The sequence below is a fragment of the Mesorhizobium sp. P2_C4 genome, assembly GCF_056404575.1.
In genome coordinates this window covers 223,995-246,802 of record NZ_JBFUDT010000005.1, presented here as the reverse complement: position 1 = coordinate 246,802, position 22,808 = coordinate 223,995, and the positions used below count along the sequence as shown (strand labels likewise).

The following is a 22,808-nucleotide window of genomic DNA, read 5'->3' as shown; positions in this document are numbered from 1 at the left end:
GAGCACTTCGATACGCAAACCGCGACAACCGCGGACAGCTTCTCGCGCTTGATCAATATCGGTTTTTCGTATGTTTTCTTCATAGTTACCCCCTTTCCCTCAAGGAACGAAACGCCTTGGAGGACTATCGGTGTCAAAGCTTATCTCAAAAGGTAAACAAAGCCGCCCCGTTTCCGAGGCAGGCGCCATGATCAGGTGGAGCCCCCCTGACGCCGCGCGTCTGCTGTACCGGTCGTTCAGGTGCGGACTTCGGTTGAAAGGCCGGCCAAGGTCTCCCGCACACGGTCTTCGCTGACGCCGAGTGTGTCCGTGATCCAACTGGGTGTCGACAGCGGTGGCTCAAGAAAGCGGACGTGGCTGTTTACCGGCCCATGCACATAGGGACGGTTCATTCCGTAGATAAGCGCGCACGGGACATTCAGGGCGGCGGCCGCGTGCGAGATGCCGCCGTCGACGCCAAGGAACATGGTCGAGGCAGCGATTTGGCACATTGCTTCGGCAATCGACGGGGTCGCGGTGAAATCGACCGCCTCGGGAATGGCTGTACGGATCTGCGCGGCGCCGGCGCGCTCTCGCGATCCACCGACGATCCAGATCGCCCAACCGCGATCATGATAATCCTTGGCGATCGAGATGAATCGCTCGACAGGCCATGACCGAAAATTGTCAACATCGGCAGTGTAGAGCGAGAGCGCCGGCCGGTCGGCATCGATTTTCTGGCGCTGGCGCCAATCATCCAGTTCTGCTGGGTCGACCACAAGCCGCGGTGCCGGCCATAGCGTGTCTGCAGCCGGCTTTTCGCCAAGCGAGGCAATCGAGCAGACCTCTTCAAAGATCCGCGTCTTGCGCGGGCCGAAGGCCCACAAATGCGGGAGCCAATCGACCGGGAAACGATTCAGCAGCCCGAACTGCCACTCCTGCGGATAGCCGATGCGTTCGGGTATGCCGGCCATCAACGTCATCAGCGCCGCCTTGGTGGTGCTGGTCATCAGATAGGCCGTGCGGTAATTCTCCTTGCGCAGCTCGCTGACCAATCGGCGGCGCTCCCCAATGCCTAGTCGCAGGTGACGCTTGTCGAGTGCCCAGCCTTTCCTGACATGAGGCATCAGGCCTGCCAGAGGCAGCGCCACGGACGACGTGATCACATCGATAGGGCGGCCCGGAAATCTTTGGGCAATGATCTGAACGGCAGAGTGGCAACGGACGAAGTCGCCAACCGCCGAAAAGCCGACCAGAAGAATTGGATCGCTGGTTGTCAAGGAAGCGCTTCGCCATCGAGGATTCGGGCGTAGAGGTCCAGATAACCCCGTGCCGTCTTTTGAATTGGAAACCTCGTAGCAGCAGATTCGCGGCATTGTCGAGGCGCAAGCTCCCTGACGGCCTCAAGTGCGGTCACGAATTCTTCATCGGCCTCAAAGAAGCGCCCGCTATCGGCATCCACTGTCTCGGGCAACGCCCCGCGCGGCGGCGTCAACACCGGCGTGCCGCACAGCAGCAAGGCGCCTGGGCACGGGTTACGGAATCGTTAATCAGCAGCTGCTACTATGCCCAATGACCAAGAATCTCGGAAACGCACCCAGGAACACCCCCGCAGCTGCCAAGAGCTTTGCCCTGGGTTGGCTGGCGCCCGCTCTGTTTCCGCTGGCGGTTGTCGCGCTTGGATATTTGATCGGCAAGCAATTCTTCGGCTTCTAGAGCATACGTCCGTCAGGGCGCGAGAAGGAGCCAGCCAGTCACCGGGGGACGCGGGCTGGTCTGAATGCGAGCCTCGATCAAACGCAAAAAACCGCCGCACCTTTCGGCGCGACGGTTCTAATCCAGGTCGATCCGGCTGCGCTATGAAACAGCCTTTTCGCGAACCGGAAGCTTCCAGCCCGGCCTGACAAAGTGGCAGGTGTAGCCGTTGGGATATTTTTCCAGATAGTCCTGATGCTCGGGCTCCGCCTCCCAGAAGGCACCTGCCGGAGCAAGCTCGGTGACGACCTTGCCTGGCCAGAGGCCTGAGGCATTCACATCGGCGATGGTGTCTTCGGCAATCTGTTTCTGTTCGTCGCTGGTATAGAAGATCGCCGAGCGATAACTCATCCCGGCATCGTTGCCCTGGCGGTTGCGCGTCGTCGGATCATGGATCTGGAAGAAGGATTCAAGCAGCGTGCGAAAGCTGATCCTGGCAGGATCGAAGTTGATCTCGATGGCTTCGGCATGGGTGCCGTGGTTGCGGTAGGTGGCATTGGGCACGTCGCCGCCGCTATAGCCGACGCGGGTCGAGATCACGCCTGGGTAGCGCCGTATCAAATCCTGCATGCCCCAGAAGCAGCCGCCGGCAAGGACTGCGCGTTCGGTGGAAGTCGCCATATCACATCTCCTTCGGATTTCTCCTAAGGTAGGCATTGTTGCTGCTTTCGACCAGTTGCCGGAGGCGATACGTCACTCTTTTTCGATCGATCTGAACCGCCGCACGATCATCTCGAACAGGATATCCGCAATCCACATCGCCGAGACGCCGATCAGGAAGGCGGCGGCGAGCGTTGTGGTGTCGTCGGCCGGATTGGGGATCGGCAGGCCCGTCGCCTTGAAATAGGACACGGCAGGCAGCGTCAGATATGCGGCAGCCAGCGCGCCGCAGATCGGCGAGGCCACCATTTCGCGCAGCTTGTAGTGATGGCGCGACAATGCCCGCAGCACGCCGCCGGCGAGCCCGGCGGCGACGACGGGTCCCTTGATGCCGAGCAGGTCGAAGAAATCGTGCATCATGGCCTCCACCCGCAAAGTCGTTCACCCTTGCGATTGTGCGCCAGCAGCGCCCTCGCCTCGGCGTCCGACAGCGCGTCGACTGCCTTGGCCGACAAGTGAAGCGGCGACGAGACCGCGCAAAAGCTGCCCTTGGCGGTCGTACAGCCAGCCAGCGCAACGACAAGAGCTGCGACAAGCGCGAGGCTCAATCCTTTGCCCATGATTTCAACTCCTTTCGGGCAGCGTCGGCGGGCAGCGCGCCGATATCGTTCTGGATCTGGTTGGCAATGTCGCGCGCTGCCGTTTCGGTGGCGGCCTGCCGGGTGCGCTCGGCGCTGGCGCCGGCGAGCCGCTGGTGAAAGCCCCAGCCAAGCGCGGCAATGATTGACGCCAGCATGCCGAGGAGCGCCGGGTTGCCGACGAAGAAAGACAGGAGCGCGGTCACTGCCAGCACCACACGAGCGCAACGCCGATCGCGGCTGCCAGAAGGAGCGCGCCAACCGCCCAGGGCAGCGCCTGGCGGATGATTTCGGTGACAATCTCGAGCATCGCGGCGTCTCCTGTCACTTCGGCCAGTGGAATTTGTGGGCAAGCAGATACCAGCCCTCCGTGGCGGCGCTGATCGCCAGACCAACGCCGGTTTCCAGAGCCATCTGAACGTCGGGATCGCCGGACAGCGCCGCGGCATCGCCGGCGCCGAGCAGGCCGCGCGCGACGAGGACGCCGGCGCCGTAGCGCAGCGCAATGCGGATGAGGACAGCGGTCATTTCGGGCTCCTTCCGAAAACGGATTTGAGGATTTGAAAAAGCACACTCCAGAACGGATTGAGCTCGGCCGGAGTGGCGGCAGGCGACGACTCAGCACCAGGCGGTGCAGGTGGTTCGGCTTGCTGTTGGGTTGGCTGCGGGGCCGTCGAAGCTGCCGGAGCCAGCTGGACGAAGCCCGCCGACATCGACAGTGCCCGCGACCTCACCGAGCCGACCCGATCGCTCCAGCCCTTGCCAAAAATTGGCCAGGTCGGCAGCCGCTTCAGGAAGGCCAGGCGGGCGTCGCAGAGATCGTCGATTATCGTCCCCGCCGGCCTGGCGCGGACGGCCCGCAGCGTGGCCGGGCCAATCCTGGCATCCTGCGCTGTGCCGACGGCGGCCTGAAGGTATTTCGTCGCCCTGCCCGGCCCGCTGTTGACGGCGAAGTCGAACACGGCATAGTCGACCCCGTCTGGAAGCTCGGCGCCGGCAATGGCGTCCCAATAGAAGCGGCGATAGACGGTCGCCAGCTGCTCGTCGGTGATCTCTCGCAGTTCGGCTTTGGTCGCGTCGGGCTTCACGAAGCGGCGGAAATTGGCGAGGGTGACGCCCTTCATGGTGGCGCCGCCGGGATCGGCCGGATTGTCGGACCAACCGCCTTCGGATTTGAGGACGAGCGCAAGCGCCCGCGCAAAATTGCGGTCCATGGGGTTTTCCTTTCGGACGGGATTTGAATGAAGATCGGCACGAGCTAGCCGGCATGGTCAGCGCGCCGCGGCGGGTCGAACGCATGCCTTTCCGCGATCTGTCGGACCGGCAACTAGTGTTTTAGAAAAAACTTAATTACCTTCCATTAAACTCTGAATGCGAGCGGGGGCTCGCTGGTCGATAGAGTAATGGCGTTGCCAGACAACGCCTGGGGTTTGGGCAAGATGGGTTCGTCGTTTTCAGAAATGGTCGAGTGCCAGTGCTGCGGCGGCACCGGCAGGACTTTCGAATGTCCGAGATGGCGCAGTTCGAACGGGAACTGCTGCCCTGCCGGGACGCATCGCGACAGGTGTCCGGGCACGACGGTTCACTGTGAGGAATGCGCAGGGACGGGTGGGATGGAGCCGGCGGAACCGCGGCTGAGAGTTCTGGCAACAACCCGATAGACGCAGCGATCCATACGAACGATGTGATCGAATGCCAGATCGCCGCGCCGATGGCCGCGACGAACGGTGCCCTCTTTACAGTTGGTAGGCCTACAGCCTTGGCTGAGACCTCCCTTCGTTTGCACGTCCGGGCGCGACGCCATGGGTGAATGGCCGCTCTTTCCGCGCCCTCGCAGTCGCCTCTGGCACCTAGGTTTTCCAGCTGGCTACGCAGCACGAGCAGCAGAGTGCGACACCGGCGAAAATGGGAGTCGCTTGATTTTGTCGCGCCAAACTGAAATTGCTCGCCGGAGCGGAGCTGTGCGCTCCAGTCAAGCGGCAGGCCAATCATGTTGAAGGAAAGCTATTTCGAGTTCACGCTTCGATGGCACCTGTATCGAAGGTGGCATCGCCCCCCGCGACCCAAGCGGTTGGCTGAGTACAACTTCCACAAAATAATGAAAACAATTCCACCGGGCGGCCTATTTATCGACCTCGGCGCCAATGTTGGTGATGTTACGAGGCATGCCCTCGGCTATGGCATGAAAGTGATAGCCTTCGAACCCGACCCTGTCGCCCGTTTGGCTTTGACTGAAAGGTTTGGCGATGACGAGCGCGTAACGATTATCCCGAAAGCGGTCGGAGGAGCGGCAGGAAAAGCCAACCTCCACCAGGTGCCGAACACCGAAGACATAGGCATGACCGAGTGGTCGTCTCTTTTCCGGTCACCGGCGCACGCGAGTGGGAAAAGTTTTGAAGTTGAGGTGGTCGATCTGGTGCAGTTTCTACGAGATCTGCGCGAGCCTGTGGTCGTCGTCAAAATGGACATAGAAGGAGCCGAGGCAGAATGTATCGAGCGCATCCTGGATGACGGCATATATCGTTCGATCGGCCAGATTTTGGTTGAGACGCACGAGAGATTCTCGCCGGAGCTGGCCGAAAGGATCAGAACACTACGCGACCGGATCAGGCTAGAAGACATCCGCAACATCGACATGGACTGGGGCTGAGCCAAGCCGGCACGTCAGCACATTGGCTCGCGAATGACGGCCGGCCCCAGCGGAGGAAACCTTGACGACATCATGCTATTTTTTGGCTGCCGACGCCAATTACTTCCCGTATGCGTGCCTAGCAGCGCGCCGAATTTTGGACGTCTCCGGTGAGGCAACGCCAGGCTTCATCCTGCATGTCGGGGCAGTTGATGCTGATATGCGGGTTGCCGACCGCTTGCTACAGGGCCGGCTGAAAATCATAGACGTGTCGGCCTTTATGGCGGGATCTGGCTACACCTTCCGCCCCGGCAGCGCTGCCACTTTCATCCGGCTTTTTGCCGATAAACTGCCCGAGTTCGCAGCCTATGACCGCATCGCCCATGTCGACTGCGATGTTCTCTTTAGTCGAGATATTGGCGATCTGGTCGGGCAAGCGCTCAACGCTCCACTTTTAGCGGCTCACGACGATTACATGTACTTCCGGACGGGTTATCGCAACGAATTTTCGATGCAGCCTGGCGCGCCCTACTTCAACGCAGGGATTATCGTCTTCAACATGCCACGAGTGCGCGAACAGGGCCTGTTGGTTAGGGCTCGCCAACTCGCCGTCGAAGGACAAATGAACGACCAGAACGCGCTCAACATCGTCTTTGAAGGCAAGTGGCAAACGATGCATCCGAATTGGAATTTGATGTCGAACGGCACCAACGAACATCGCTTCGCCCAAGCCTACGCCCGGCATTTCGCAGGCGGCAAGCCTTGGGGGAACCAGGTCGGTGTCGAGGTGGAGGCGCTGGAGGTCTGGCGCGAACTAGCAAGGAGCACCCCGTGGGGCGCACCGTTCCGGCAGGGCATCCCATTCGAGCGTGGAGTGACCAAGCGATTCATCCGCAAGTTCGACGCGATCGTTGGGCGGCTCCCGGGCAAAGACGTGTACAGACGCCGGGCACGCTACGATGGCAGCAAGATGCACGATATCTATGCGAGGCATGCAGTTGCTGGGGAGATGGCCGTCAGCTTTCCCGAAGTGCTGGGCGGCTTCAGTCTGCAACCCAACGCCTGACGCCGGCAATCGCGTCGCTTGAGGCGGCGACAAACAGTCGACCGCCCCGGCGGCTATGTCTTTCCATTGCCGCAAACGGGGGTTTCGGATGGGTAAATTTTCCAACTGGCTGAAAGACTGGCGTAACGAGCTGCCGGATTTCGTAACCGTCGGCCGTCACACCTATGGAGTGAAGCGGCGTAAGATCCTTTTCCCGACCAAAGATGCGCCGTTGAACGTTGGAGCCTTTTGCTCGATCGCTGGAGAAGTTCTTCTTATGTGCACCGGCCAACACCAGACCGGCAGCGCAACTTCATTTCCGATCTACAGCCGCATGCTGAATATGCCTGAGCCAGTCGAGAACGGGGGCAGGCCTGGCGGGGTAAGCATCGGGAACGATGTCTGGATAGGCCACGCCGCGATCATCCTGCCAGGAGTGAGCATCGGCCATGGCGCGGTCGTCGGCGCCGGGGCGGTCGTTACCAGGGATGTGCCGGCCTACACGATAGTCGGCGGAACCCCGGCAAAGACGATCCGACATCGCTTCTCACAGGACGTCGTCGACAAACTGCTGGCGATCCGCTGGTGGGATTGGGATGACGAGAAAATCAAACGCGAGGCCGCCAGCCTGACAGGCTCGATTGAGGCTTTCGTCGAACGACATTTCAAGACTGTTACGCTTTAGCTGGCGAGAACGACGGCCGGGTCGAACCCAAGAGCCTTGACGAGCGCAGCATCGTCCAGATGCTCTCAGGCCCAGGCCCTTATAACCAGCTTCCAGTTGGCGTTTGTGATGGAAGCTGTAACACCTGTATCTTTCCGTATTATGTCATAAGTACTTGCGGCAGAACCGTAGCGAATATTGGCATTTGTTGAATCTGTGACTATTGATTGGCCTTTTTCAAAAACACCGTTGGTAGTATTGCTGTGCGGATTAACTATCACTTCGTCGCCGATCGAATAGCCGAGATTGGCAGTCGTACACTGAAGAACAGCCATGTAGAGCTTCGGCTTGGCGCCAAGGCCATGAACCAAAATCAAAGCGCCGGCCGCAGTAATGGTCTGCTGCGCACTTTCAAAGGATAGGGTGAAGGGCAACGTCGACCATTGTGGGGCCGTCGCACCGGCATTCATCAGCAGCGCCTGCCCGGCCGTGCCCTTGGGGAGCCTGACTAGAGCTTTGGCGCTTGACGCATAGAAGAGGTCGCCAGCGACCACCGATGCAGGGAACGGCACAAAGGTCTGTGCGGCAGCGCCATCGCCGATGAGCAGGATATTGTCGTCGGTATCCCATTGGATATCGCCCTCCGCCGTAGGCGTGGGTGCTGCGCTCTGCTTCAGGGTGAGTGTAGGCGTTGTGATCGTGGGGCTGGCCTTCGGTGCAAAGGTCGTGTCGACATATGCGGTAGTCGCCAGCTTGGTGCTGTTGTCGCCCGGCGCCTGGGTTGGCGCGGCCGGCGTCCCCGTGAACGTCGGGCTGGCCTTCGGCGCCAGGCTCGACACTGCGACACCGCTGTCCTTGGCGAGCTTGCCCGTGGTGCCGTTGAACGTGGCGATGTTGTCGGCGACGGCTGACGCCGGGCCGGCGATCAGGTCGGACGCCTTGATGCCGCTGTCCTTGCCGAGCTTGCCGGTCGTGCCATTGAAGGTGACGATATTGTCGGTCACCGAAGAGGCCGGCCCGCTGAAGTCGCCCGCTCCCGTTCCGTCCGCTCCCTTGTCCCCTGCCCGGGCAAACATCAGCCAGATGCCGTCGGCCGTCGTCGGCAAGGTGCCGGAGCCGCTGACATAGGCAAGCGTCAGCTTGCGGTAGCGCGTCGCGGCCATCAGGTCGTCTCGCAGCTTCACAACCTTGCCGTCCTTTCTATGGAACAGGCGAAACTCCTCGAACCAGGGCAGCAGGGTTGAAAATACCTTGAAGCGGCCGGATTGCATGCGGTCGAGCATGTCCATCAGCCCGGCCTCGACCGAGACCGAGCCGTCGGCGAAGCGGGCGTGGCCCGAAAGCATGTTCAGCCCGTGCGCGGCATATTGTTTGGCGAGCGCGGCGCCTGCCCCTTCCAGCGTCTCGCGGCGGCCGTCGCGCGGCCACGCCCATGGTAGCCAATCGCCCCAGGGTTTCAGCGCCAGCACCTGCATCGCCGGCGTCTGCTGCGAAGCGCGGGCCGCCTTGGAGATATAGACGACATCGGCCTCGGTATCCCAGGCGAGCTCGACAGCGGCCGACGGATGGTCCCAGCCGAAATCGAGCGCGCCGAGGCGCGGCCAATAGCGCGGCAGCCGGAACGGCTCGCAGGCGATCAGTTGTTCGGCGATCGGAAAGATACGACCGGAACCCAGCACCGGAATGCCCTTTGCGCGCGCTTCGCGCTCATGCTCCGGATAGGCGGCGACAATCGCGGCGCGCTGCTCAAGCGTGTAATGCTCGGCATCGTCGATGGTCATGAAGGTGACGTGGCGGGTCATGGCTCACCTTCCCGGATTGATTCAGGATGCCGCTGTAGGGCGTTGTTTCGGCGCGGATTTCGGAAGGCAGGAACAATCGGCCGTTCTGCATCGATGCGCTCTTCGGTCGACGTCGCGGCATGGATCCCGCCGCTGCGTCGCTTCGCTCCTTGCTCCGCCCTGGGATGACGAAGGCGGGCCTGATCGCTACCTTGCAGCAGAAGACAGGGGCAATCGCCGTGACCGACCTCGCCGACATCTACCGCGCCTACGTCGCCTGCCTGAACCGGCAGGACTGGTCTGATCTCAAGCAGTTCGTCGATGACGGCGCGATCCACAATGGCCAGCGGCTCGGGCTAGCGGGTTATCGCGCCATGCTGGAGCGGGATTTCGACGATATCACCGACCTGCAATTCATCATCCAGATGCTGATTTGCGAACCGCCCTATATCGCCAGCCGGCTGGCCTTCGACTGCACGCCAAAGGGAATTTTCCTCGACCTCCCCGTCAACGGCAAGCGCGTGTCGTTCGCCGAGAATGTGATCTATGCATTTCGCGACGGGAAGATCGTCGAAGTGTGGTCTATCATCGACAAGGCGGCGATCGAAGTGCAGCTTTAGGGTCAAACCCCGGTCACTTCGAACCACCGAGCCCGACCCATGAGGTCTCTCAGTTGCGAGCGTCGCTTGCCGATGCTGCGTTGGTCAATGGTGTTTTCAAGGGAATGCTAATAACATGGACCCTCGAACCAGCAGCGCCTGCCAAATGCATTGGGAATGCCATGCGAAGGTTCATTTTCACCGCAGTGTGTATCGCCGCCTCGGCATCGGCGAACGCCCATGACTGGTACCAGGACAAGGTTGACCCACAGACGGGATTGAAGTGTTGCGGTGGTTCAGATTGCCACCCCATACCTCGGTCCTCGGTGCAGTCCAGGATCGACGGGGGCTACATTTACTTGCCGCAGAACTACAACATCTCACGCAGCCGCACACAGGAATCCCCTGACGACCAATACCACATCTGCGAGGGCACCTACGTCGTAACCAATCAGCTGTATTTGCGTTGCTTTTTCGCACCCCGCGTCAAGATCTCTCTAGATCAAACACGCATGTCTGCTTCCGACAACACAAGTCAAGAACTCTCATCAGGGAGGATACAATGACCAAGCCGGGACGCATGTGGGCGATAAGGGTTTTGTGGGTCCTTTGGCTTTTTGCACTGCCGGCCCATGCAAGCAACTTGGGTGATCTAGTCAGGAAGGGCGACGTCGCAGCGGTGACTTCCGCCTTGGACAAAGGCGCCGCTATTAACGAAATTGACGGTGTGACGGCGCTCTATATCGCCTGCGAAAAAGGAAATGTCGAACTGGCAAAACTTCTGATCAATCGTGGGGCGGACGTTAACCTGCCCGTCAGTTGGCAAAGAACGCCACTCTATGCCGCCAACAAGGGTGGGTACGCCGACATCGTGAAACTGTTGCTCGATAGTGGGGCCAATCCAAATCAGCTGGCGAAAGCGCAGACCCCGCTGCACGTGGCTGCCGAGAGTGGCTGCCTTCAGTGCGTCATCTATCTTGTGGACGCGGGAGCAGAGGTCAATGCACTGACATCGAATGGAAGTCCGCCCATACATTTGGCCAAGCTCGCTGGTCACGACGACGTCGTGGCCTACTTGCACAGTCATGGCGCCGAACGACCGGCCCTTGCGCCGATTTCGCCACGGCTTGCATCGGCAAACGCTGAATCGGGCAAAGAGATTTTCGGCAGAACGTGCGGGGCTTGTCATCTTGTAGTGCTGGGGGTCAAGAATCCCAAGCCCAATCTGTGGGGGATCGTAGGACGGCGGAAGGCTTCGCAACGCGATATCGAGTATTCGGCAAGTCTAAAGGACGCTGGCGGCGATTGGACCTTTGAGGAACTCAATTTTTTTATCTCAAACCCCGCACTCACTTTGCCTGGAACCGATATGAGTTTCCCGGGTCTGCCGGACGAGAAGCAGCGAGCAGACCTCATCGCTTACCTCAGGACCTTGAGTGACGCACCGTTGCCGCTTCCCTAGAATTGATTGCTGCTCTCTGGCGGTACTGTGAGGTGGCAACGCTCGTCAGCCTGATGCGGCGGCTGAATGAAAATCTCGACCGGCTTGTGGCGCAGGAGACGGAGTGAGGGCCATAGAACTCGGTTTTCACGCCAGAGATATCGGAAGGGACAGCAAAGCTGCGCACTCATCTTTTCGTTTGCGGTTTTATGCGGTAGGTCTTGCCCTGCATCGACGACATCGATGCATCTTGGGCTGGTGCATTCTGCGCGGCCTGTACTCTACGCGGGTGGGAAAGCCACTCTTTGCCATGACAGATCTATTCGAGGCGATGCGCCTGTCCGCCGAGGACAGCGAGGTTGCTCATCTTTTTTTCAGCGACGGCGGCAAGATCCTGCTGCCGCTCGGCAAATCGACAAATACCATGACAGGTCAGGAGATGCTGGAGCGGTTGCTGTCGCCTTCCGATGACGACGACGAGGGCACGCTTGCCAACGACCTTCTTGGCGAGCTCGGCAAGACGGTTCCGTTGGAAAGCCTGCGTCTCCTGCTCACATCGGTCAATGCCCAGACGCGAGCGGCGGGCGCGTTTCTTGCCACGTTTCAAAACCAGAACATAAGTTCGATGGTGGGCGAACTGGCTGCGTTGCTGGGGGATGACAACCCGCGCACGCGCTTCGATGCCATAGAGTGTATCTTGCGATGCAGCACGCGTGACGATGGCGACTATCTGGCGCAGGCGTTGTTTGCTCTTGAAGATCAGCACGACGGTGTACGCACAGGAGCCGTCAAATTCGTGCGCTTTGCAAAAGACTGGCAGTTGAAGCTTGCACGCCAGCACGCGGCATTGCTCAGGCCGCAAACGGCGTTTTCGGCGATAGCCGATATTTCCGGGCAATGGCAAGACGATGCATCCGGCATGATCCGCGCGATGCTCGACCATTCCGAGCCGGTGGTGCGGCGTTACGGTATTGGGTTGGCCGGGCGGGCGAGGTTGGTGGTGGTTGACGCTTTCGTCGAATGGGCGAAGGCGTCGGCCGATCCTGAAATCAGCAAACTGGCAACGGATTGCCGCAAGCACAACCAGATATCGCACCATGCGGTCTGGCATTCATCACTGCCGGCAATCGCCTGAAGTATCGCTGACCGAGAGGTCTCGAGAGGTGATGGAGTGAGGCCGTCTGGAACCTGGGTTCCTCGCCCCCACGAATGTGGGGGAGGTGGCGCGGCGAAGCCGCGACGGAGAGGGGGATGGCGCCGAGGTAGCAGGATGAAGCGCAGTTGAACCGGCCTCCAAGCCAGCGCTCTACGAAGCCCCCTCTCCGTCCGCTTCGCGGCCACCTCTCCCCCGCTTTGCGGAGGCGAGGAACCCAAGTCCTGAGAGGTTCACTTCGCCATGCCCTCCACCTGCTCGGCCGACAAAAACAACAGCACCACATCGGACATACCAAGCAGCGGCGTAAAGGTGACGATGGTGATGCCGCCCGTCGCATTGGTGCGGGTCAGGCCTTCGGAATAGATGTCGAGCGGCGGCTCTTCGTCGAACCACACACCGTGCAGCGTTTCGCCCTGCCACTTCTCACGGCCTTTTTCAAAACTCTTGAACGACAGCACGGATTCATCGGCCTGGACATCGCCACCGCCGCCATGGCGCACGACGACGCTGTCGAGCGCACCGGGCGCACCGCGCCCCATGGTGGTGTGGACGATGGCGTCGCCCGGGATCATGCCGGTGCCCCACGCCGCCTGTTGCTGCGGCGGGCCTACCAGGATGCGCTGCGGGTTGTCGCGCGTGCCTTCGCCGGTGACGCCTGCCGCCCATAGCCGCACCGCGGTGTCGAAAACCTTGCCTTGCCACCACGCGGGATAGCGGCCGGTGAGGTGCATGGCCCATTCGGCGCCGCCGGCCCTTGTCTTGCCGAGCTGGTTGCCGGCCATGAACAGCCGCTCGCGGTTTTGCGCCCCGGCGGCGTGAAATTCGCCCTGGCGTAAATAGGGCTGGTAGGCGGCGAGCTGGTTAGTCCGACGTCGGCGATCCAGTTCGGCCAGGAGGCTCAGATACTCCTTCCGCGCCAGTGCCTGGCTTGGCGAGGAACGGCCTGAGGACGGCTTCGAGGCCACGGATGCGATTGCGGATCTCGTCATCGCTCAACGCGTCCAGATGGTTGATTTCGACATGCAAATCCTTCGGCAGCACCGACAGCACGATTTTCAGATACTGGTCGGGCTTGTCGGCCCGCACCGCGGCGATGACGCCGGCGCCGTGGCTGCGAAAATCGGCGCGCACCGCCTCGACGAAATCATCGCCCAACGTTTTCTTCGGCCGCTTCGGCCTGCCAGCGGTTTTCCGCGCGGGCTTGCGGGACGGGTTTTCAGCCATGCGGCGAAACCCCGGCGGGCTCGGCAGCCCGCCTCGCCGGCCTGGCCGCCTTGCCGTTGCGGGATTTCCGGCGTGCCGGCTTTGCCTTCTTGCGCACCGTCTTGGCCGCATCGGGTTTTACCGCCGCTTTGGCTGGCGTGGCGTCGCCCTGCCCGGACTTTGCCGTCGTTTCAGGCGGGGATTTCAGGTTCGCCCTGGCGATGCCGACCGCCCGGCCGTTGACGCCTTGCGACCCCGGGGCAAAACCGAAGCCGCCGACCGCATCGACCGAGCCGCCCTTGACCATGCCGATCAGCACACCCGGTGCGACCGTCTCGAAACGGCCGGCGCGCGCCTGCGGCGCACTTTCGAACTCGCCGATGGCGCTGACGACCTCGCGGCCGTCATCGTCGGTGATGATGGTGGCGTAGCGTGTGGGCATGGGTTTCTCGCAAGTGTCGCGTTCCTTCGCGCCCCCCTCTGGCCTGCCGGCCATCTCCCCCACAAGGAGGGAGATTGGCAGCTTCAGCGCCTCGCCCAGCCTTGCAACGTTGGCATTTGGCGAAAGCGACGGGGACAACCGATCTCCCCCCGTGTGGGGGAGATGTCCGGCAGGACAGAGGGGGGCGCTGTCCCGCCAACAGTCCTACCGGCGTTCAAAACAAAAAACCCGCCTTGGCGGCGGGTCGTTGGCGCAAATCAGCACCATGGATAAATATGTAGCATAGCTGCCGTCACCCGGTCAAGGAAATAATTCCTAGCCCATGGTTCCGCCCGCGCGTGCGGAACAGATGCTTCGATGGGATGCTGCGTTTCGAAACCGGCCAGAAAACAAAAACCCGCCTCGGCGGCGGGTCGGTGGCGCAAATCAACACCATGTCCAAATATTAGCATAGATGCCGTCACCGGGCAATCGCGGCACGGCATGGAATCCGTCGGAGTCATAGTTGATAGCGCTACCATGGCGATAGTCAAGTCATATGCATATGTCCTAAAGTGCCATGCCACAGCGTAACCCTGCCTGATATTCTTGCCCTGGTGGGAACAGGGGAGCAACGCTATGTCTGGAGAAAGCATTCAGCGAAATATAGGTTTGACCGTCGACATCGTCGCGGCCTTTGTCAGCAACAATTCAGTGCCGGTGGAAGATTTGCCGGCGCTGATCGCCAGCGTCAATGCTGCCCTGGGCGGCCTGGAGCAGCCTGACGTTCCGGCGCAAGCCGCGCCTGAACCCGCCGTCAATCCGAAGCGGTCGGTCACGCCGAACTTCATCTTCTGCCTCGAAGACGGCAAGAAATTCAGGTCGCTGCGGCGTCACCTTGGTTCGCGCCATGGCATCACGCCGGAGGCCTATCGCGCCAAATGGGGACTGCCGGCGGATTATCCGATGACGGCGCCCAACTACGCCGCCAAGCGGTCGGAACTGGCCAAGCAGTTCGGCCTCGGCGTCAGGTCGGTTGAGGCACCCACCGGAAAAGCCGCCGCCAAGCGGAGCCCCAAGGCGTAGCAGCGCGGCGCCATTGCGCCGCCCCTTTGCCTGTGGAGGACGACCATGGTGATTGGAGAGCCCGATGACGTCCGCGTCGAACGGATCGACCGCCGGTGGGCGGTGCTGGTGACCGAGCAGGGCAAGCTGACCCGGCACCCGTTCGACACCCAGGCCGAGGCCGAGGCCTTCGCCGACGAGCAGCGAACAAGGCTTGGCCTTCCCGCCAGGCCGCCGGTCGATGATCCCAGGACCCCGTAAACCTGTGGAAATGCCTCGATCATCGACATATCGGCTGCTCAGGCAGTTGCGACCGGCTGGTCATTAGCCAGCGCTTATGGAATCATTTTGCCCGGGACTTGGGAGGGCAGGATGGACAAACCAGCCATGGCATCCATGTTCAGGATGCGGCATGCACCAGCAAAGGTATCGGGCGTTCGCAGCATAGGCGCAGGCCAGGCCGATCCGGTCATCGGCACAAGGCCGCTGGGCGAGGCAATCCGGTTCGTCATCAACGCCGAACCGCACTATGACATCAGCAGCGTCGTCATCAGTTATGGCGAGCCGTCTACCCCGCACCTGGGCAGCAGGGACGTGAAGGCGCTGTGGCTCGAATACGGCAATCGCTGGATGGAAGAATAGGCGATCGCCAAATTTGACAACCGGACGCTGAAGTACCGTGTGGGATCGGAACGGGCGTTCGCGCGTTTGGTCCTTACCCAATGGGAGCAAAACAATGAACGTCGCCAATCTGCAACTCGAAGGCCTGCTGATGGCCGTCGCCTCGATCAACCAGGTGCTGGTGCGCAAGGGGGTGTTATCGGTCGAGGAAATCGACATAGCGCTGCGCCGCGCCGAGGCCTCCGAGACCGGCGAGGAGCGCTCGGGCGGCATGTCGGCGTCGAGCCGCGACGCCGTCAACTTCCCGATCCGGCTGCTGGAGCTGGCCAACCAGTGCCAGCCGGAGACGGATATGCCGTCCTTCTCCAAACTAGCGCGGATGGTCGGCCAGATGAAGGAACCCAACAACGGCCAGATGTGAGGTGGCTTTTGGCGTGTCGTCGCAGCGGAGGTCGACGTCGGCGCCGCCCCTCAGCCACCTGCGGGCACGATGGCCCTTGGGCGATGTCACGCCCTGCCCGGCCAGCCCTGGCGCAGCGACAGCACGCTGCCCGGCCCATGGACCGCGGCGAAGAGCAGGCCGGCGGCGAACGGGAAGTGGGACATGAAGGCGCCAAACTCGGCCTGGTTCGCGGCCCAGTTCGAAGGACCGTGGAAGGCAAAGCCAAGGAAGACCACGTAAACCGCTCCGATCACCGCCGCCGGGGTCAGGAACGCACCGGTCAGGAAGGCAATCACCAGCAGCGTTTCGAGGATCGCGGCGCACCAGGCCAGAAACAGCGGGAACGGGAAGCCGGCGGCGGCGATGTAGCCGGCGGTCATGCCCATATCCATGAGTTTGAAGGCCACCCCCATCGCGAACATGGAAGCGAAGATCAGGCGGGCGATGAGAATGGCGACGGTCTGCCAGGTCGATTGGGTGGTTTCCACGATGTCCTCCGGGTTGAAGCTGTTGATGCTCCAAGGACGGAGGAAGGGCGGCGGTTCCGACAGGGGCGGTGAAAAAGTTTTAGGTTAGGCGAGGCGAACAGATCGGGGCCGGCGGGACAGCGCCCCCCTCTGGTCTGCCGGCCATCTCCCCCACGAGGAGGGAGATCGGATGTCATGCCGGCTTTCGCCAATCATCGACGTTGGAGGAAGAGCGCAGTCGACGAAACTGCCAATCTCCCCCCAAGTGGGGGAGATGTCTGGCAGGACAGAGGGGGGCGCGAAGGATCGCAGCTTCGCTTGACCAGCTTCTGGCCCCCTACCCCACCTTCTCCGGATGGCTGATCGAGTCTCGCACCACGCCATACTCGCCGCCCCAGCGGTCGGTCATGTCGCAGCGTATGTCCCACAGTTCCGGGAAGAAGCGATGGCGGGCGCCGGCGGCCAGCAGTTCGACCGGGCGGCCCTTCAGCGATTTCGAGCCGAGGCCGATCGAGCGGTGGATGAGATAGAGATGGTTGGCGCGGAATTTCTGGAACAGCTCGTCGAACTCGATCAGCGCCTCGGCGACGACGTAAGAGTCACCGTGATCATACTTGGCATCGTAGACATCCTCGACGGTCAGCCCGCGGCCATCGAGATAGGCGGCCTTGAAGGCCCGCCACAGATCCGGCGGCATGCGCAGCAAAAGCTTGAAGCCCGGCGATTCCTGGCCGCTGCCATTGCCGAGCTGCAGCCTTATCTGCTGATACTCCTTGGGCGACATGGTCTCGAGCAAATCGAGCTGCGCCGTCATCATGCGCATCAGCCGGTGCACGCGACCCATCAGCGTGACGATGCGGTGGGTGTTCTGCTGTTCGAGGAAATCAATGACATCGACCAGCGTGTAGGTGATGAGCTTCATCCACAGCTCCTCGACCTGATGCACGATCTGGAACTGCAACTCGTCGGCATTGACCATCTCGGCCAGCGGCTTCTGGCATTGCAGAAGCGTGTCGCATTTGAGGTAGACGCCGTAGTCGCGCATCTCCGGGGTTTCGATGCGGGCATAGTAATCCGGCTTGTCCATGCAGTTGCTCCTCGCCCGGCCCATCGCCGCAGGCTCTGTCTGGCGACAGTGTAGCCGCTTTGCGCTTGAACATTGTTCCTTTCTGTTATTCAAATGGCCGGAATTGAAGGACGAATGTCGGGCTATGTAGCAATTTCAGGGAACGATCCATGCTGGATGCCCTCGACCGGAAGATCGTCGCCGCGCTTGAGCGCGATGCGCGAATCTCCTTTGCCGTGCTCGCCGACGAGGTCGGCCTGAGCAAGACGCCGTGCTGGAAGCGGGTCAAGGCGCTCGAGGATGCCGGCATCATCCGCGGCTACACCACGCAGATCGACCCGGCAAAACTCGGCTTCGGCATCGAGGCCTTCATCCAGGTGTCGATCGATTTCGAGGTGTCGGACGCCTTCGAGGCGGCGGTGCAAAAGCATCCGCTGATCCGGCGCTGCCACGCCACCACCGGCGAGGCCGACTATCTCCTGCAGATCGTCACCGTCGACATGATGGCGCTCGACCGGATGCTGCGCGAGGAGCTCAGCCGCCTGCCCGGCGTGCGGCGCACGATCACCTCGATGGCGATGCGCGAGATCAAGAGCGACATTTCCTTTGCCAATGCGGCTGCGCATGCGCTGAGGGGGTGAGGCGCGCAAACCAGATGGTTTGAGACGTTGGCGCAGCAGCTCTACCCACCGAGATTGGCTGTCTGGGCGTCGTGCTTCTCCGGCAATGTTGGAGATTGGCGAAGGCGCGGCGGCGAGCCCTGACTTTTTTTGGGGTGGTCGAAAAACAGGCTCCGAAGCGGTTTATAGACCGGGACGGGGGTGCGCGGATGATGGATGTGGTCTCAATCAGAATCGGTGCGGAACCTGCCGGCTCGGCAGGACGCTCAGGGTTTTTCGCAACCATGGCGAATGCCAATATCGGGTGCCGTTCCTTCCCGCAGTTCAGGAGCATACTGGCGGCGGCGCTGCTTGCCTCGACCATGCTGCTGCCGATGGCAACCCGCGCGGCGTCGGTCCTGCCGGAGCCGCGAGACGGATTCCACCGGCCGATGGATCCAAAAGCCCAACTGCAAGAGGCCAAGCGCGCTCTTCTGGCGCTAGCCGTAGGCGGAAATGGTGGGAATGGCGGTAATGGTGGCGGCGCCGGTGGAAACGGCGGCAACGGTGGAAACGGCGGTAACGGTGGCGATGCCGGTGGAAATGGCGGCGGCGCTGGAAACGGCGGTAATGGTGGCGACGCCGGTGGAAATGGCGGCGGCGCTGGAAACGGCGGCAATGGTGGCGACGCCGGTGGAAATGGCGGCGATGGCGGTGCCGGAAATGGCGGCAATGGTGGAGCCGGTGGAAATGGCGGCGACGGCGGTGCCGGAAACGGCGGCAATGGTGGCGCCGGCGGGAATGGCGGCGCCGGTGGGAATGGCGGCGACGGCGGTGCCGGAAATGGCAGCTCCGGCGGCAACGGCAGCTCAGGCGGGAATGGAAGCTTCGGCGGAAATGGCGGCTCCGGCGGCAATGGCGGCGGCCACCCCTGCGGAACTTCACAGAGAACGTCTTGCTGACGCGGCTTGGGCCTAAAGCGCGTCGCGCTGAAGCGGATTCAGGTGACGCGCTTTAAGTCTTTGTTTTTGTGCATGTCGTCCCCCCAAAACCGCTGCGCACTTTTGGGCGACAAGCACTGGGCCGCCTCAAAACCACCAGCGACGGCGGGAATGCAGCGTCAGGGTGCTGCGTAGACCGCGCTACGGACCGGTGCGATAGGCGAAATCGTCGATCGCGGCCTGCCAGTAATGCTGTGTCCGGATCTCGAGCCGCGTGATGTGCCTATAGTCGGCCGCGAAGTAGACCAGCCCGTTGGCCGACAGCACCAGTTGATCCTCATATGCGGGCTCATTGCCCCGCCAGGCCTTCAGGATAAGCGTCTCGCCCTCCGCGCCGTCCCAGCCGGCGCCGAAATAGGCGCCCGTGAAATCGAACGGCTTGTCGCTGAACACCTGCGCGGGGTGGCCAGAGCTGTTGTAGGCGATGAATTCGCCCGACATGGTGGTGTTGATGTAGCCCGGGCCGTCGGTGAAGCGCTGGTGCATGGCAACGAGATTGTACCAGTCGAGCCCGCCATAGCCGGAGGGAACCTCAAACACGCCCGGCGTCGTCATGAGGTCGTCGAAACCGACGACATGCTGGTTGGGCAGCGGCTCCTCGGCAGGTCCGCCTTTGCCCGAAAACGCGGAGAGCACCACTGGCGCCGCGCCGACCACCACGTGCCGCCGCTGCGTGGCTCCATCGACCGAGACGTCGACCAGCCATTCGCCTGATGTCGCGGGTGCACTGAACCGCCCGTCCGGGCCGACCTTGGCGGCGGCAGTGGCTCCGTCCGGCCCTGTGAGGGAAATGCGCGACCCGGCGGCGACCGCGCCGCTGATCGTCAGATCTGCCGCAAGCCCGACCGGGTGCGTCGTGCGCCGTGCGATCATATCGCCCGGCGATCCGGGTGAAACGACATAGTCGCTCTCCTGCGACGCGTTGCCGGTGGTGACGGAATAGCCTGGCGGAGGCACGACCCGGAACGCGTAGTGGCCGGGATCGACGACTTCGCGATCGCGCTGGATGACCGACATCCGGAAGTTGGCGAAGCCGCTGACATTGGTCAATCGCATGATGGTGTCGCCCTTCGGCTTGTCGAGTTCGACGGCCACACGCGACATCGGCCGGTCGCCCAGATCGTAGACGCCGTTCCGGTTGAGGTCGCGGAACACCAGCAGCGACGTGTTCATCTGGCCACCGTTGAAGGAACCCCATGCACGCGCGGGATAATAGTCGTCCTGCGCACTGCCGGCATGCGCCGCGCCGCAGACCATGGCCAAACCGATTGCCGCCGCTGCGACCGGGGAAAACAACAAACCACGCTTCACGAAACTTCCTCTCCGGCAGTCCCTGCCAATTCGATTCCCTCGAGCCGCGCGATGACCTTATCGACGGCATCCGCATCGAAATAGGCAAGATAGAGCAACGCCATGGTGGCGCTGAACGTATAGACCGGCAGCGTCAGATAGATGATGGCGTGGAAGGTCAGGCCCGGCAGCAGCAGATAGCGCCTCGTCGCGCGAAACGGCAGCCCGAAGGCAAGGCAATATTCGAGCGCGACCACGGCGACGGACACGATCGTGGCGAGCCAGGCAAGGCCGGCTGGATAGTCCGAACCCGCATAGTACCAGAGGAATATCGCCTCGATCCGCGCGCCGCTTAGAAAGGCGTAGGTCGACTTGTCGAAGGCGGCGAAGAAATAAAGCACCGAGAGCTGCACCACGATCAGCCGCAGCCCCCACAGATTGCCGCGCTCCGCCGGCGGCGCAACGCCGGTGCGCTCGGCGCGCATCACCGAGAGGTAGCGGTCCAGCGAATAGGAGCGGCCGCAGGGGGTGAGCACGATCAGCAGCGCTGCGACGGCAAGCAGATAGGCATGATGGTGAGTCCAGGGTTCGCGACCGAGCTGGAAGCCGAAATAGTAATACATCGCCAGCCCGACCAAGCCCGCCCAGACGGCAGCGATGCGGCTGTGATAGCCGACGAAGAGCAGCGCCGTGGCGACGAAGAAGTTGACGGCCAGAAACAGACCGACCGGCGATTGGTCCCTATAAAGCAGCAACTCGCCCGCCCAACGCGACCAGAACAGCATTGCCAGGCCGATGCGGATCAACGCGGACGAACGCGACGAGCCCTCCGAATAGGCCGCCCAGTCGACGAAGCGTGCGGCCATAGCGTGCATCAGACGCCAGCCGGGCCAGTCAGCCATGGCGTCAGTTGGCGCAGGCATTTTCGGCATCGGTATGGATGATCTGCCAGCCGCTGCGCGTGGCCTGCCGCGCGCGCACACGGATGTCGGCGCCCTGCCCGGCGGCCGTGCAGAGCCGCTTGATGACGGAAGCCAGTTCGTCGCGGCTTTCGATCCGCTTCAGCTTGCCGTCGCGGGCAGCGCCGAGCATCTCGAAGCGGTCGAGCGGGAGAAGAGCGCCGTCAGGTCCGCGCTTTTCGAAGGAAGCGTCGATCACGCCCATCCCGATCGCACTGAACATGGTCCAGGAGCGCAGCCATGCCGTTTGCACCCCGAAAACCTGCTCCGCGACCGGACCGGCGATCATGAACGCGGCGATCGCCATGAATGCGAAAACCCGAAGGCGTCCTGCCGACCCGACAGACCCCGCACCAATTCTGATTGAGACGACATCCGCCACTGCTGATTGAGACGACATCCGCCACCCGCGCAACCCGTCCCGACCATAGACCGATTCAACACCCGTTTTTCAACCCATCCCAGAAAAAGTCACGACTCGACGAGCGACGCGAAGGAGCGCACATCAAACATCACGCGCTCGAGCATTTGGCTGTAAGTCGCGCATCGCCGGGGTTTCGGTGCGGGCATACTAGTCCGGCCTGTCCATACTCCACGCCCTGATGCTGCGCGAAGAACTCAGCCGCCTGCCCGGCGTGCGCCGCACGATCACCTCGATGGCGATGCGCGAGATCGAGTGCGATATTCGTTCGCCAATGCGGTGGGGCACGCGCGGAAGAAAGTGTAGTGATTAGGTGTTGCCTGCGGTATCATCTGGTGGGTGAACTTCTTTAAAGGAATAAGTAGATGTCGGACAACGGAAACAAGGAAGCCTATTTCGCAAAGTGTGAGAAATAACTTCAAGTTCTACGCGATCAACTTGAGCCATTGGAACATAAAGGGATGAGACTGGGATCGCGTTCGGCTGAACAGCCATCTTGGGTCGACATAACCGAAAATTGGATTGCTCATTTGAAACGGACAATCGGGCTCTATGAGCAAATATTAGAACGCCTCAAGGCTAAATAATGTCGATGCCATCGTCTAGATACAATCAGCAATGGGTTCCAAAACTACTTCTGAAGAAGTTTTCTGACACTGATGGGAGAGTATTTCGGCTCGACCTAAGGACCGACAAGATAAGCAAGCCGCCGCCGAAAAATGCCGCCTCTAGCCCCGGTTTTAATAACTTTGAAATAGACGGCGAAATCGTTTCCTTTGAGGAACGCTTGGGGAAAGTCGAAACCAAGGCAGCTCGGGTTCTACAGGAGATCATTGAGGCGCGATCACTGGCCAACCTTGGACCTGACGATAGGAGGCGGGTTGCGGACTTCGTAGCTGCGCAGAGTTTCCGCACAGAGGCCTTCTATTAAGGTCTTGAGACCAATCCATCGCGAGAGGAATTTGG

At 61.5% G+C, this 22,808-nt stretch carries 29 protein-coding genes; 13 read left to right on the top strand and 16 right to left on the bottom strand.

From position 1 onward, the window contains the following. Positions 1–236 precede the first annotated feature (236 nt). The 7 genes from waaF to AC1DX6_RS21380 form a co-directional block, all read right to left on the bottom strand. Positions 237–1,355, bottom strand: a complete 1,119-nt coding sequence (gene waaF / locus AC1DX6_RS21410) for a lipopolysaccharide heptosyltransferase II (protein WP_477316970.1) — start codon at positions 1,353–1,355, stop codon at positions 237–239. Positions 1,356–1,836: 481 nt separating this feature from the next. Further along, positions 1,837–2,355, bottom strand: coding sequence for a peptide-methionine (S)-S-oxide reductase MsrA (gene msrA / locus AC1DX6_RS21405; protein WP_477316968.1), 519 nt, complete (start codon positions 2,353–2,355; stop codon positions 1,837–1,839). Positions 2,356–2,427: 72 nt separating this feature from the next. Next, positions 2,428–2,751, bottom strand: coding sequence for a hypothetical protein (locus AC1DX6_RS21400; protein ID WP_477317164.1), 324 nt, complete (start codon positions 2,749–2,751; stop codon positions 2,428–2,430). Next, the gene (locus tag AC1DX6_RS21395; RefSeq protein ID WP_477316966.1) at positions 2,751–2,954 is read right to left on the bottom strand and encodes a hypothetical protein; all 204 of its coding nucleotides are present in this window, start codon (positions 2,952–2,954) and stop codon (positions 2,751–2,753) included. The genes AC1DX6_RS21400 and AC1DX6_RS21395 overlap by 1 nt, the downstream gene beginning before the upstream one ends. Continuing rightward, on the bottom strand, positions 2,939–3,178 hold the full coding sequence (locus tag AC1DX6_RS21390) for an ABC transporter permease (protein WP_477316964.1): 240 nt from the start codon (positions 3,176–3,178) through the stop codon (positions 2,939–2,941). Before AC1DX6_RS21390 ends, AC1DX6_RS21395 begins: the two co-directional genes overlap by 16 nt. 118 nt (positions 3,179–3,296) lie before the next feature. Beyond that, positions 3,297–3,500, bottom strand: coding sequence for a hypothetical protein (locus AC1DX6_RS21385; protein WP_477316962.1), 204 nt, complete (start codon positions 3,498–3,500; stop codon positions 3,297–3,299). Next, positions 3,497–4,186, bottom strand: a complete 690-nt coding sequence (locus AC1DX6_RS21380; protein ID WP_477316960.1) for a glycoside hydrolase family 108 protein — start codon at positions 4,184–4,186, stop codon at positions 3,497–3,499. Before AC1DX6_RS21380 ends, AC1DX6_RS21385 begins: the two co-directional genes overlap by 4 nt. A 776-nt stretch (positions 4,187–4,962) precedes the next feature. Here AC1DX6_RS21380 and AC1DX6_RS21375 point away from each other — a divergent pair. From AC1DX6_RS21375 to AC1DX6_RS21365, 3 genes are all read left to right on the top strand, one after another. Beyond that, the gene (locus AC1DX6_RS21375; RefSeq protein ID WP_477316958.1) at positions 4,963–5,622 is read left to right on the top strand and encodes an FkbM family methyltransferase; all 660 of its coding nucleotides are present in this window, start codon (positions 4,963–4,965) and stop codon (positions 5,620–5,622) included. Positions 5,623–5,683: 61 nt separating this feature from the next. Further along, a complete protein-coding gene (locus AC1DX6_RS21370) occupies positions 5,684–6,667 on the top strand; it encodes a glycosyltransferase family 8 protein (protein ID WP_477316956.1) in 984 nt (327 codons plus the stop codon). Between the two features lie 88 nt (positions 6,668–6,755). Further along, on the top strand, positions 6,756–7,331 hold the full coding sequence (locus AC1DX6_RS21365; RefSeq protein WP_477316954.1) for a CatB-related O-acetyltransferase: 576 nt from the start codon (positions 6,756–6,758) through the stop codon (positions 7,329–7,331). 65 nt (positions 7,332–7,396) lie between these two features. Here AC1DX6_RS21365 and AC1DX6_RS21360 read toward each other — a convergent pair whose 3' ends face one another. Further along, a complete protein-coding gene (locus tag AC1DX6_RS21360; protein WP_477316952.1) occupies positions 7,397–9,112 on the bottom strand; it encodes a hypothetical protein in 1,716 nt (571 codons plus the stop codon). A 212-nt stretch (positions 9,113–9,324) separates the two neighbouring features. Between AC1DX6_RS21360 and AC1DX6_RS21355 the strand changes: the two genes are divergently transcribed. The 3 genes from AC1DX6_RS21355 to AC1DX6_RS21345 all read left to right on the top strand — a co-directional run bounded on the left by AC1DX6_RS21355 (position 9,325) and on the right by AC1DX6_RS21345 (position 12,266). Continuing rightward, on the top strand, positions 9,325–9,711 hold the full coding sequence (locus AC1DX6_RS21355; protein ID WP_477317162.1) for an ester cyclase: 387 nt from the start codon (positions 9,325–9,327) through the stop codon (positions 9,709–9,711). 541 nt (positions 9,712–10,252) lie between these two features. Beyond that, positions 10,253–11,152, top strand: a complete 900-nt coding sequence (locus AC1DX6_RS21350; protein WP_477316950.1) for an ankyrin repeat domain-containing protein — start codon at positions 10,253–10,255, stop codon at positions 11,150–11,152. Between the two features lie 289 nt (positions 11,153–11,441). Beyond that, positions 11,442–12,266, top strand: coding sequence for a HEAT repeat domain-containing protein (locus tag AC1DX6_RS21345; protein WP_477316948.1), 825 nt, complete (start codon positions 11,442–11,444; stop codon positions 12,264–12,266). Positions 12,267–12,517: 251 nt separating this feature from the next. Here AC1DX6_RS21345 and AC1DX6_RS21340 read toward each other — a convergent pair whose 3' ends face one another. The 3 genes from AC1DX6_RS21340 to AC1DX6_RS21330 all read right to left on the bottom strand — a co-directional run bounded on the left by AC1DX6_RS21340 (position 12,518) and on the right by AC1DX6_RS21330 (position 13,932). Then, positions 12,518–13,069 (bottom strand): terminase large subunit domain-containing protein, encoded by a 552-nt coding sequence (locus AC1DX6_RS21340; RefSeq protein ID WP_477316946.1) that lies wholly within the window; start codon positions 13,067–13,069, stop codon positions 12,518–12,520. A gap of 79 nt (positions 13,070–13,148) precedes the next feature. Continuing rightward, entirely contained in the window at positions 13,149–13,442 is a 294-nt protein-coding gene (locus tag AC1DX6_RS21335; RefSeq protein ID WP_477316944.1) for a hypothetical protein, read from the bottom strand. 61 nt (positions 13,443–13,503) lie between these two features. Beyond that, positions 13,504–13,932 carry a hypothetical protein gene (locus AC1DX6_RS21330; protein ID WP_477316942.1) on the bottom strand — a complete coding sequence of 143 codons (429 nt, stop codon included), beginning with the start codon at positions 13,930–13,932 and terminating at the stop codon, positions 13,504–13,506. A gap of 618 nt (positions 13,933–14,550) precedes the next feature. Between AC1DX6_RS21330 and AC1DX6_RS21325 the strand changes: the two genes are divergently transcribed. The 4 genes from AC1DX6_RS21325 to AC1DX6_RS21310 all read left to right on the top strand — a co-directional run bounded on the left by AC1DX6_RS21325 (position 14,551) and on the right by AC1DX6_RS21310 (position 16,018). Beyond that, on the top strand, positions 14,551–14,997 hold the full coding sequence (locus AC1DX6_RS21325; protein ID WP_477316940.1) for a Ros/MucR family transcriptional regulator: 447 nt from the start codon (positions 14,551–14,553) through the stop codon (positions 14,995–14,997). Between the two features lie 45 nt (positions 14,998–15,042). Then, complete coding sequence (locus AC1DX6_RS21320; protein ID WP_477242444.1) at positions 15,043–15,237, top strand: hypothetical protein; 195 nt, start codon at positions 15,043–15,045, stop codon at positions 15,235–15,237. A gap of 111 nt (positions 15,238–15,348) precedes the next feature. Beyond that, entirely contained in the window at positions 15,349–15,618 is a 270-nt protein-coding gene (locus AC1DX6_RS21315) for a hypothetical protein (protein WP_477316938.1), read from the top strand. Between the two features lie 94 nt (positions 15,619–15,712). Next, the gene (locus AC1DX6_RS21310) at positions 15,713–16,018 is read left to right on the top strand and encodes a hypothetical protein (RefSeq protein ID WP_477316936.1); all 306 of its coding nucleotides are present in this window, start codon (positions 15,713–15,715) and stop codon (positions 16,016–16,018) included. A gap of 86 nt (positions 16,019–16,104) precedes the next feature. On the opposite strand, the gene AC1DX6_RS21305 is transcribed toward AC1DX6_RS21310, so the two are convergent. Next, entirely contained in the window at positions 16,105–16,527 is a 423-nt protein-coding gene (locus AC1DX6_RS21305; protein ID WP_477316934.1) for a DoxX family protein, read from the bottom strand. Positions 16,528–16,843: 316 nt separating this feature from the next. Then, on the bottom strand, positions 16,844–17,593 hold the full coding sequence (locus AC1DX6_RS21300) for a tryptophan 2,3-dioxygenase family protein (RefSeq protein ID WP_477316932.1): 750 nt from the start codon (positions 17,591–17,593) through the stop codon (positions 16,844–16,846). A gap of 149 nt (positions 17,594–17,742) precedes the next feature. Between AC1DX6_RS21300 and AC1DX6_RS21295 the strand changes: the two genes are divergently transcribed. Both AC1DX6_RS21295 and AC1DX6_RS21290 read left to right on the top strand, forming a co-directional pair. Continuing rightward, the gene (locus AC1DX6_RS21295) at positions 17,743–18,213 is read left to right on the top strand and encodes an Lrp/AsnC family transcriptional regulator (protein ID WP_258602394.1); all 471 of its coding nucleotides are present in this window, start codon (positions 17,743–17,745) and stop codon (positions 18,211–18,213) included. A 483-nt stretch (positions 18,214–18,696) separates the two neighbouring features. Continuing rightward, complete coding sequence (locus tag AC1DX6_RS21290) at positions 18,697–19,149, top strand: hypothetical protein (protein WP_477316930.1); 453 nt, start codon at positions 18,697–18,699, stop codon at positions 19,147–19,149. A gap of 164 nt (positions 19,150–19,313) precedes the next feature. On the opposite strand, the gene AC1DX6_RS21285 is transcribed toward AC1DX6_RS21290, so the two are convergent. Genes AC1DX6_RS21285 through AC1DX6_RS21275 form a run of 3 tightly spaced genes read right to left on the bottom strand, consistent with a single transcriptional unit; the run spans position 19,314 to position 21,728 of the window. After that, the gene (locus AC1DX6_RS21285) at positions 19,314–20,483 is read right to left on the bottom strand and encodes an SdrD B-like domain-containing protein (protein WP_477316928.1); all 1,170 of its coding nucleotides are present in this window, start codon (positions 20,481–20,483) and stop codon (positions 19,314–19,316) included. After that, a complete protein-coding gene (locus AC1DX6_RS21280; RefSeq protein WP_477316926.1) occupies positions 20,480–21,385 on the bottom strand; it encodes an HTTM domain-containing protein in 906 nt (301 codons plus the stop codon). The genes AC1DX6_RS21285 and AC1DX6_RS21280 overlap by 4 nt, the downstream gene beginning before the upstream one ends. Next, a complete protein-coding gene (locus tag AC1DX6_RS21275; RefSeq protein WP_477316924.1) occupies positions 21,369–21,728 on the bottom strand; it encodes a hypothetical protein in 360 nt (119 codons plus the stop codon). Before AC1DX6_RS21275 ends, AC1DX6_RS21280 begins: the two co-directional genes overlap by 17 nt. Positions 21,729–22,428: 700 nt before the next feature. On the opposite strand from AC1DX6_RS21275, the gene AC1DX6_RS21270 reads away from it, so the two are divergent. Continuing rightward, complete coding sequence (locus AC1DX6_RS21270; protein ID WP_477316922.1) at positions 22,429–22,773, top strand: DUF4238 domain-containing protein; 345 nt, start codon at positions 22,429–22,431, stop codon at positions 22,771–22,773. Positions 22,774–22,808 lie beyond the last annotated feature (35 nt).

Excerpts from the sequence above, each read along its gene's own strand:
- AC1DX6_RS21310 (WP_477316936.1), top strand. The coding sequence starts at position 15,713 with ATGAACGTCGCCAATCTGCAACTCGAAGGCCTGCTGATGGCCGTCGCC.
- AC1DX6_RS21325 (WP_477316940.1), top strand. The coding sequence starts at position 14,551 with ATGTCTGGAGAAAGCATTCAGCGAAATATAGGTTTGACCGTCGACATC.
- AC1DX6_RS21300 (WP_477316932.1), bottom strand. The coding sequence starts at position 17,593 with ATGGACAAGCCGGATTACTATGCCCGCATCGAAACCCCGGAGATGCGC.
- AC1DX6_RS21385 (WP_477316962.1), bottom strand. The coding sequence starts at position 3,500 with ATGACCGCTGTCCTCATCCGCATTGCGCTGCGCTACGGCGCCGGCGTC.
- AC1DX6_RS21365 (WP_477316954.1), top strand. The coding sequence starts at position 6,756 with ATGGGTAAATTTTCCAACTGGCTGAAAGACTGGCGTAACGAGCTGCCG.
- AC1DX6_RS21295 (WP_258602394.1), top strand. The coding sequence starts at position 17,743 with ATGCTGGATGCCCTCGACCGGAAGATCGTCGCCGCGCTTGAGCGCGAT.
- msrA (WP_477316968.1), bottom strand. The coding sequence starts at position 2,355 with ATGGCGACTTCCACCGAACGCGCAGTCCTTGCCGGCGGCTGCTTCTGG.
- AC1DX6_RS21290 (WP_477316930.1), top strand. The coding sequence starts at position 18,697 with ATGGCGGTAATGGTGGCGGCGCCGGTGGAAACGGCGGCAACGGTGGAA.
- waaF (WP_477316970.1), bottom strand. The coding sequence starts at position 1,355 with ATGCCGCGAATCTGCTGCTACGAGGTTTCCAATTCAAAAGACGGCACG.
- AC1DX6_RS21275 (WP_477316924.1), bottom strand. The coding sequence starts at position 21,728 with ATGGCGATCGCCGCGTTCATGATCGCCGGTCCGGTCGCGGAGCAGGTT.
- AC1DX6_RS21330 (WP_477316942.1), bottom strand. The coding sequence starts at position 13,932 with ATGCCCACACGCTACGCCACCATCATCACCGACGATGACGGCCGCGAG.
- AC1DX6_RS21360 (WP_477316952.1), bottom strand. The coding sequence starts at position 9,112 with ATGACCCGCCACGTCACCTTCATGACCATCGACGATGCCGAGCATTAC.
- AC1DX6_RS21345 (WP_477316948.1), top strand. The coding sequence starts at position 11,442 with ATGACAGATCTATTCGAGGCGATGCGCCTGTCCGCCGAGGACAGCGAG.
- AC1DX6_RS21350 (WP_477316950.1), top strand. The coding sequence starts at position 10,253 with ATGACCAAGCCGGGACGCATGTGGGCGATAAGGGTTTTGTGGGTCCTT.
- AC1DX6_RS21280 (WP_477316926.1), bottom strand. The coding sequence starts at position 21,385 with ATGCCTGCGCCAACTGACGCCATGGCTGACTGGCCCGGCTGGCGTCTG.
- AC1DX6_RS21400 (WP_477317164.1), bottom strand. The coding sequence starts at position 2,751 with ATGCACGATTTCTTCGACCTGCTCGGCATCAAGGGACCCGTCGTCGCC.
- AC1DX6_RS21375 (WP_477316958.1), top strand. The coding sequence starts at position 4,963 with ATGTTGAAGGAAAGCTATTTCGAGTTCACGCTTCGATGGCACCTGTAT.
- AC1DX6_RS21380 (WP_477316960.1), bottom strand. The coding sequence starts at position 4,186 with ATGGACCGCAATTTTGCGCGGGCGCTTGCGCTCGTCCTCAAATCCGAA.
- AC1DX6_RS21395 (WP_477316966.1), bottom strand. The coding sequence starts at position 2,954 with ATGGGCAAAGGATTGAGCCTCGCGCTTGTCGCAGCTCTTGTCGTTGCG.
- AC1DX6_RS21270 (WP_477316922.1), top strand. The coding sequence starts at position 22,429 with ATGTCGATGCCATCGTCTAGATACAATCAGCAATGGGTTCCAAAACTA.
- AC1DX6_RS21340 (WP_477316946.1), bottom strand. The coding sequence starts at position 13,069 with ATGGCCGGCAACCAGCTCGGCAAGACAAGGGCCGGCGGCGCCGAATGG.
- AC1DX6_RS21320 (WP_477242444.1), top strand. The coding sequence starts at position 15,043 with ATGGTGATTGGAGAGCCCGATGACGTCCGCGTCGAACGGATCGACCGC.
- AC1DX6_RS21315 (WP_477316938.1), top strand. The coding sequence starts at position 15,349 with ATGGACAAACCAGCCATGGCATCCATGTTCAGGATGCGGCATGCACCA.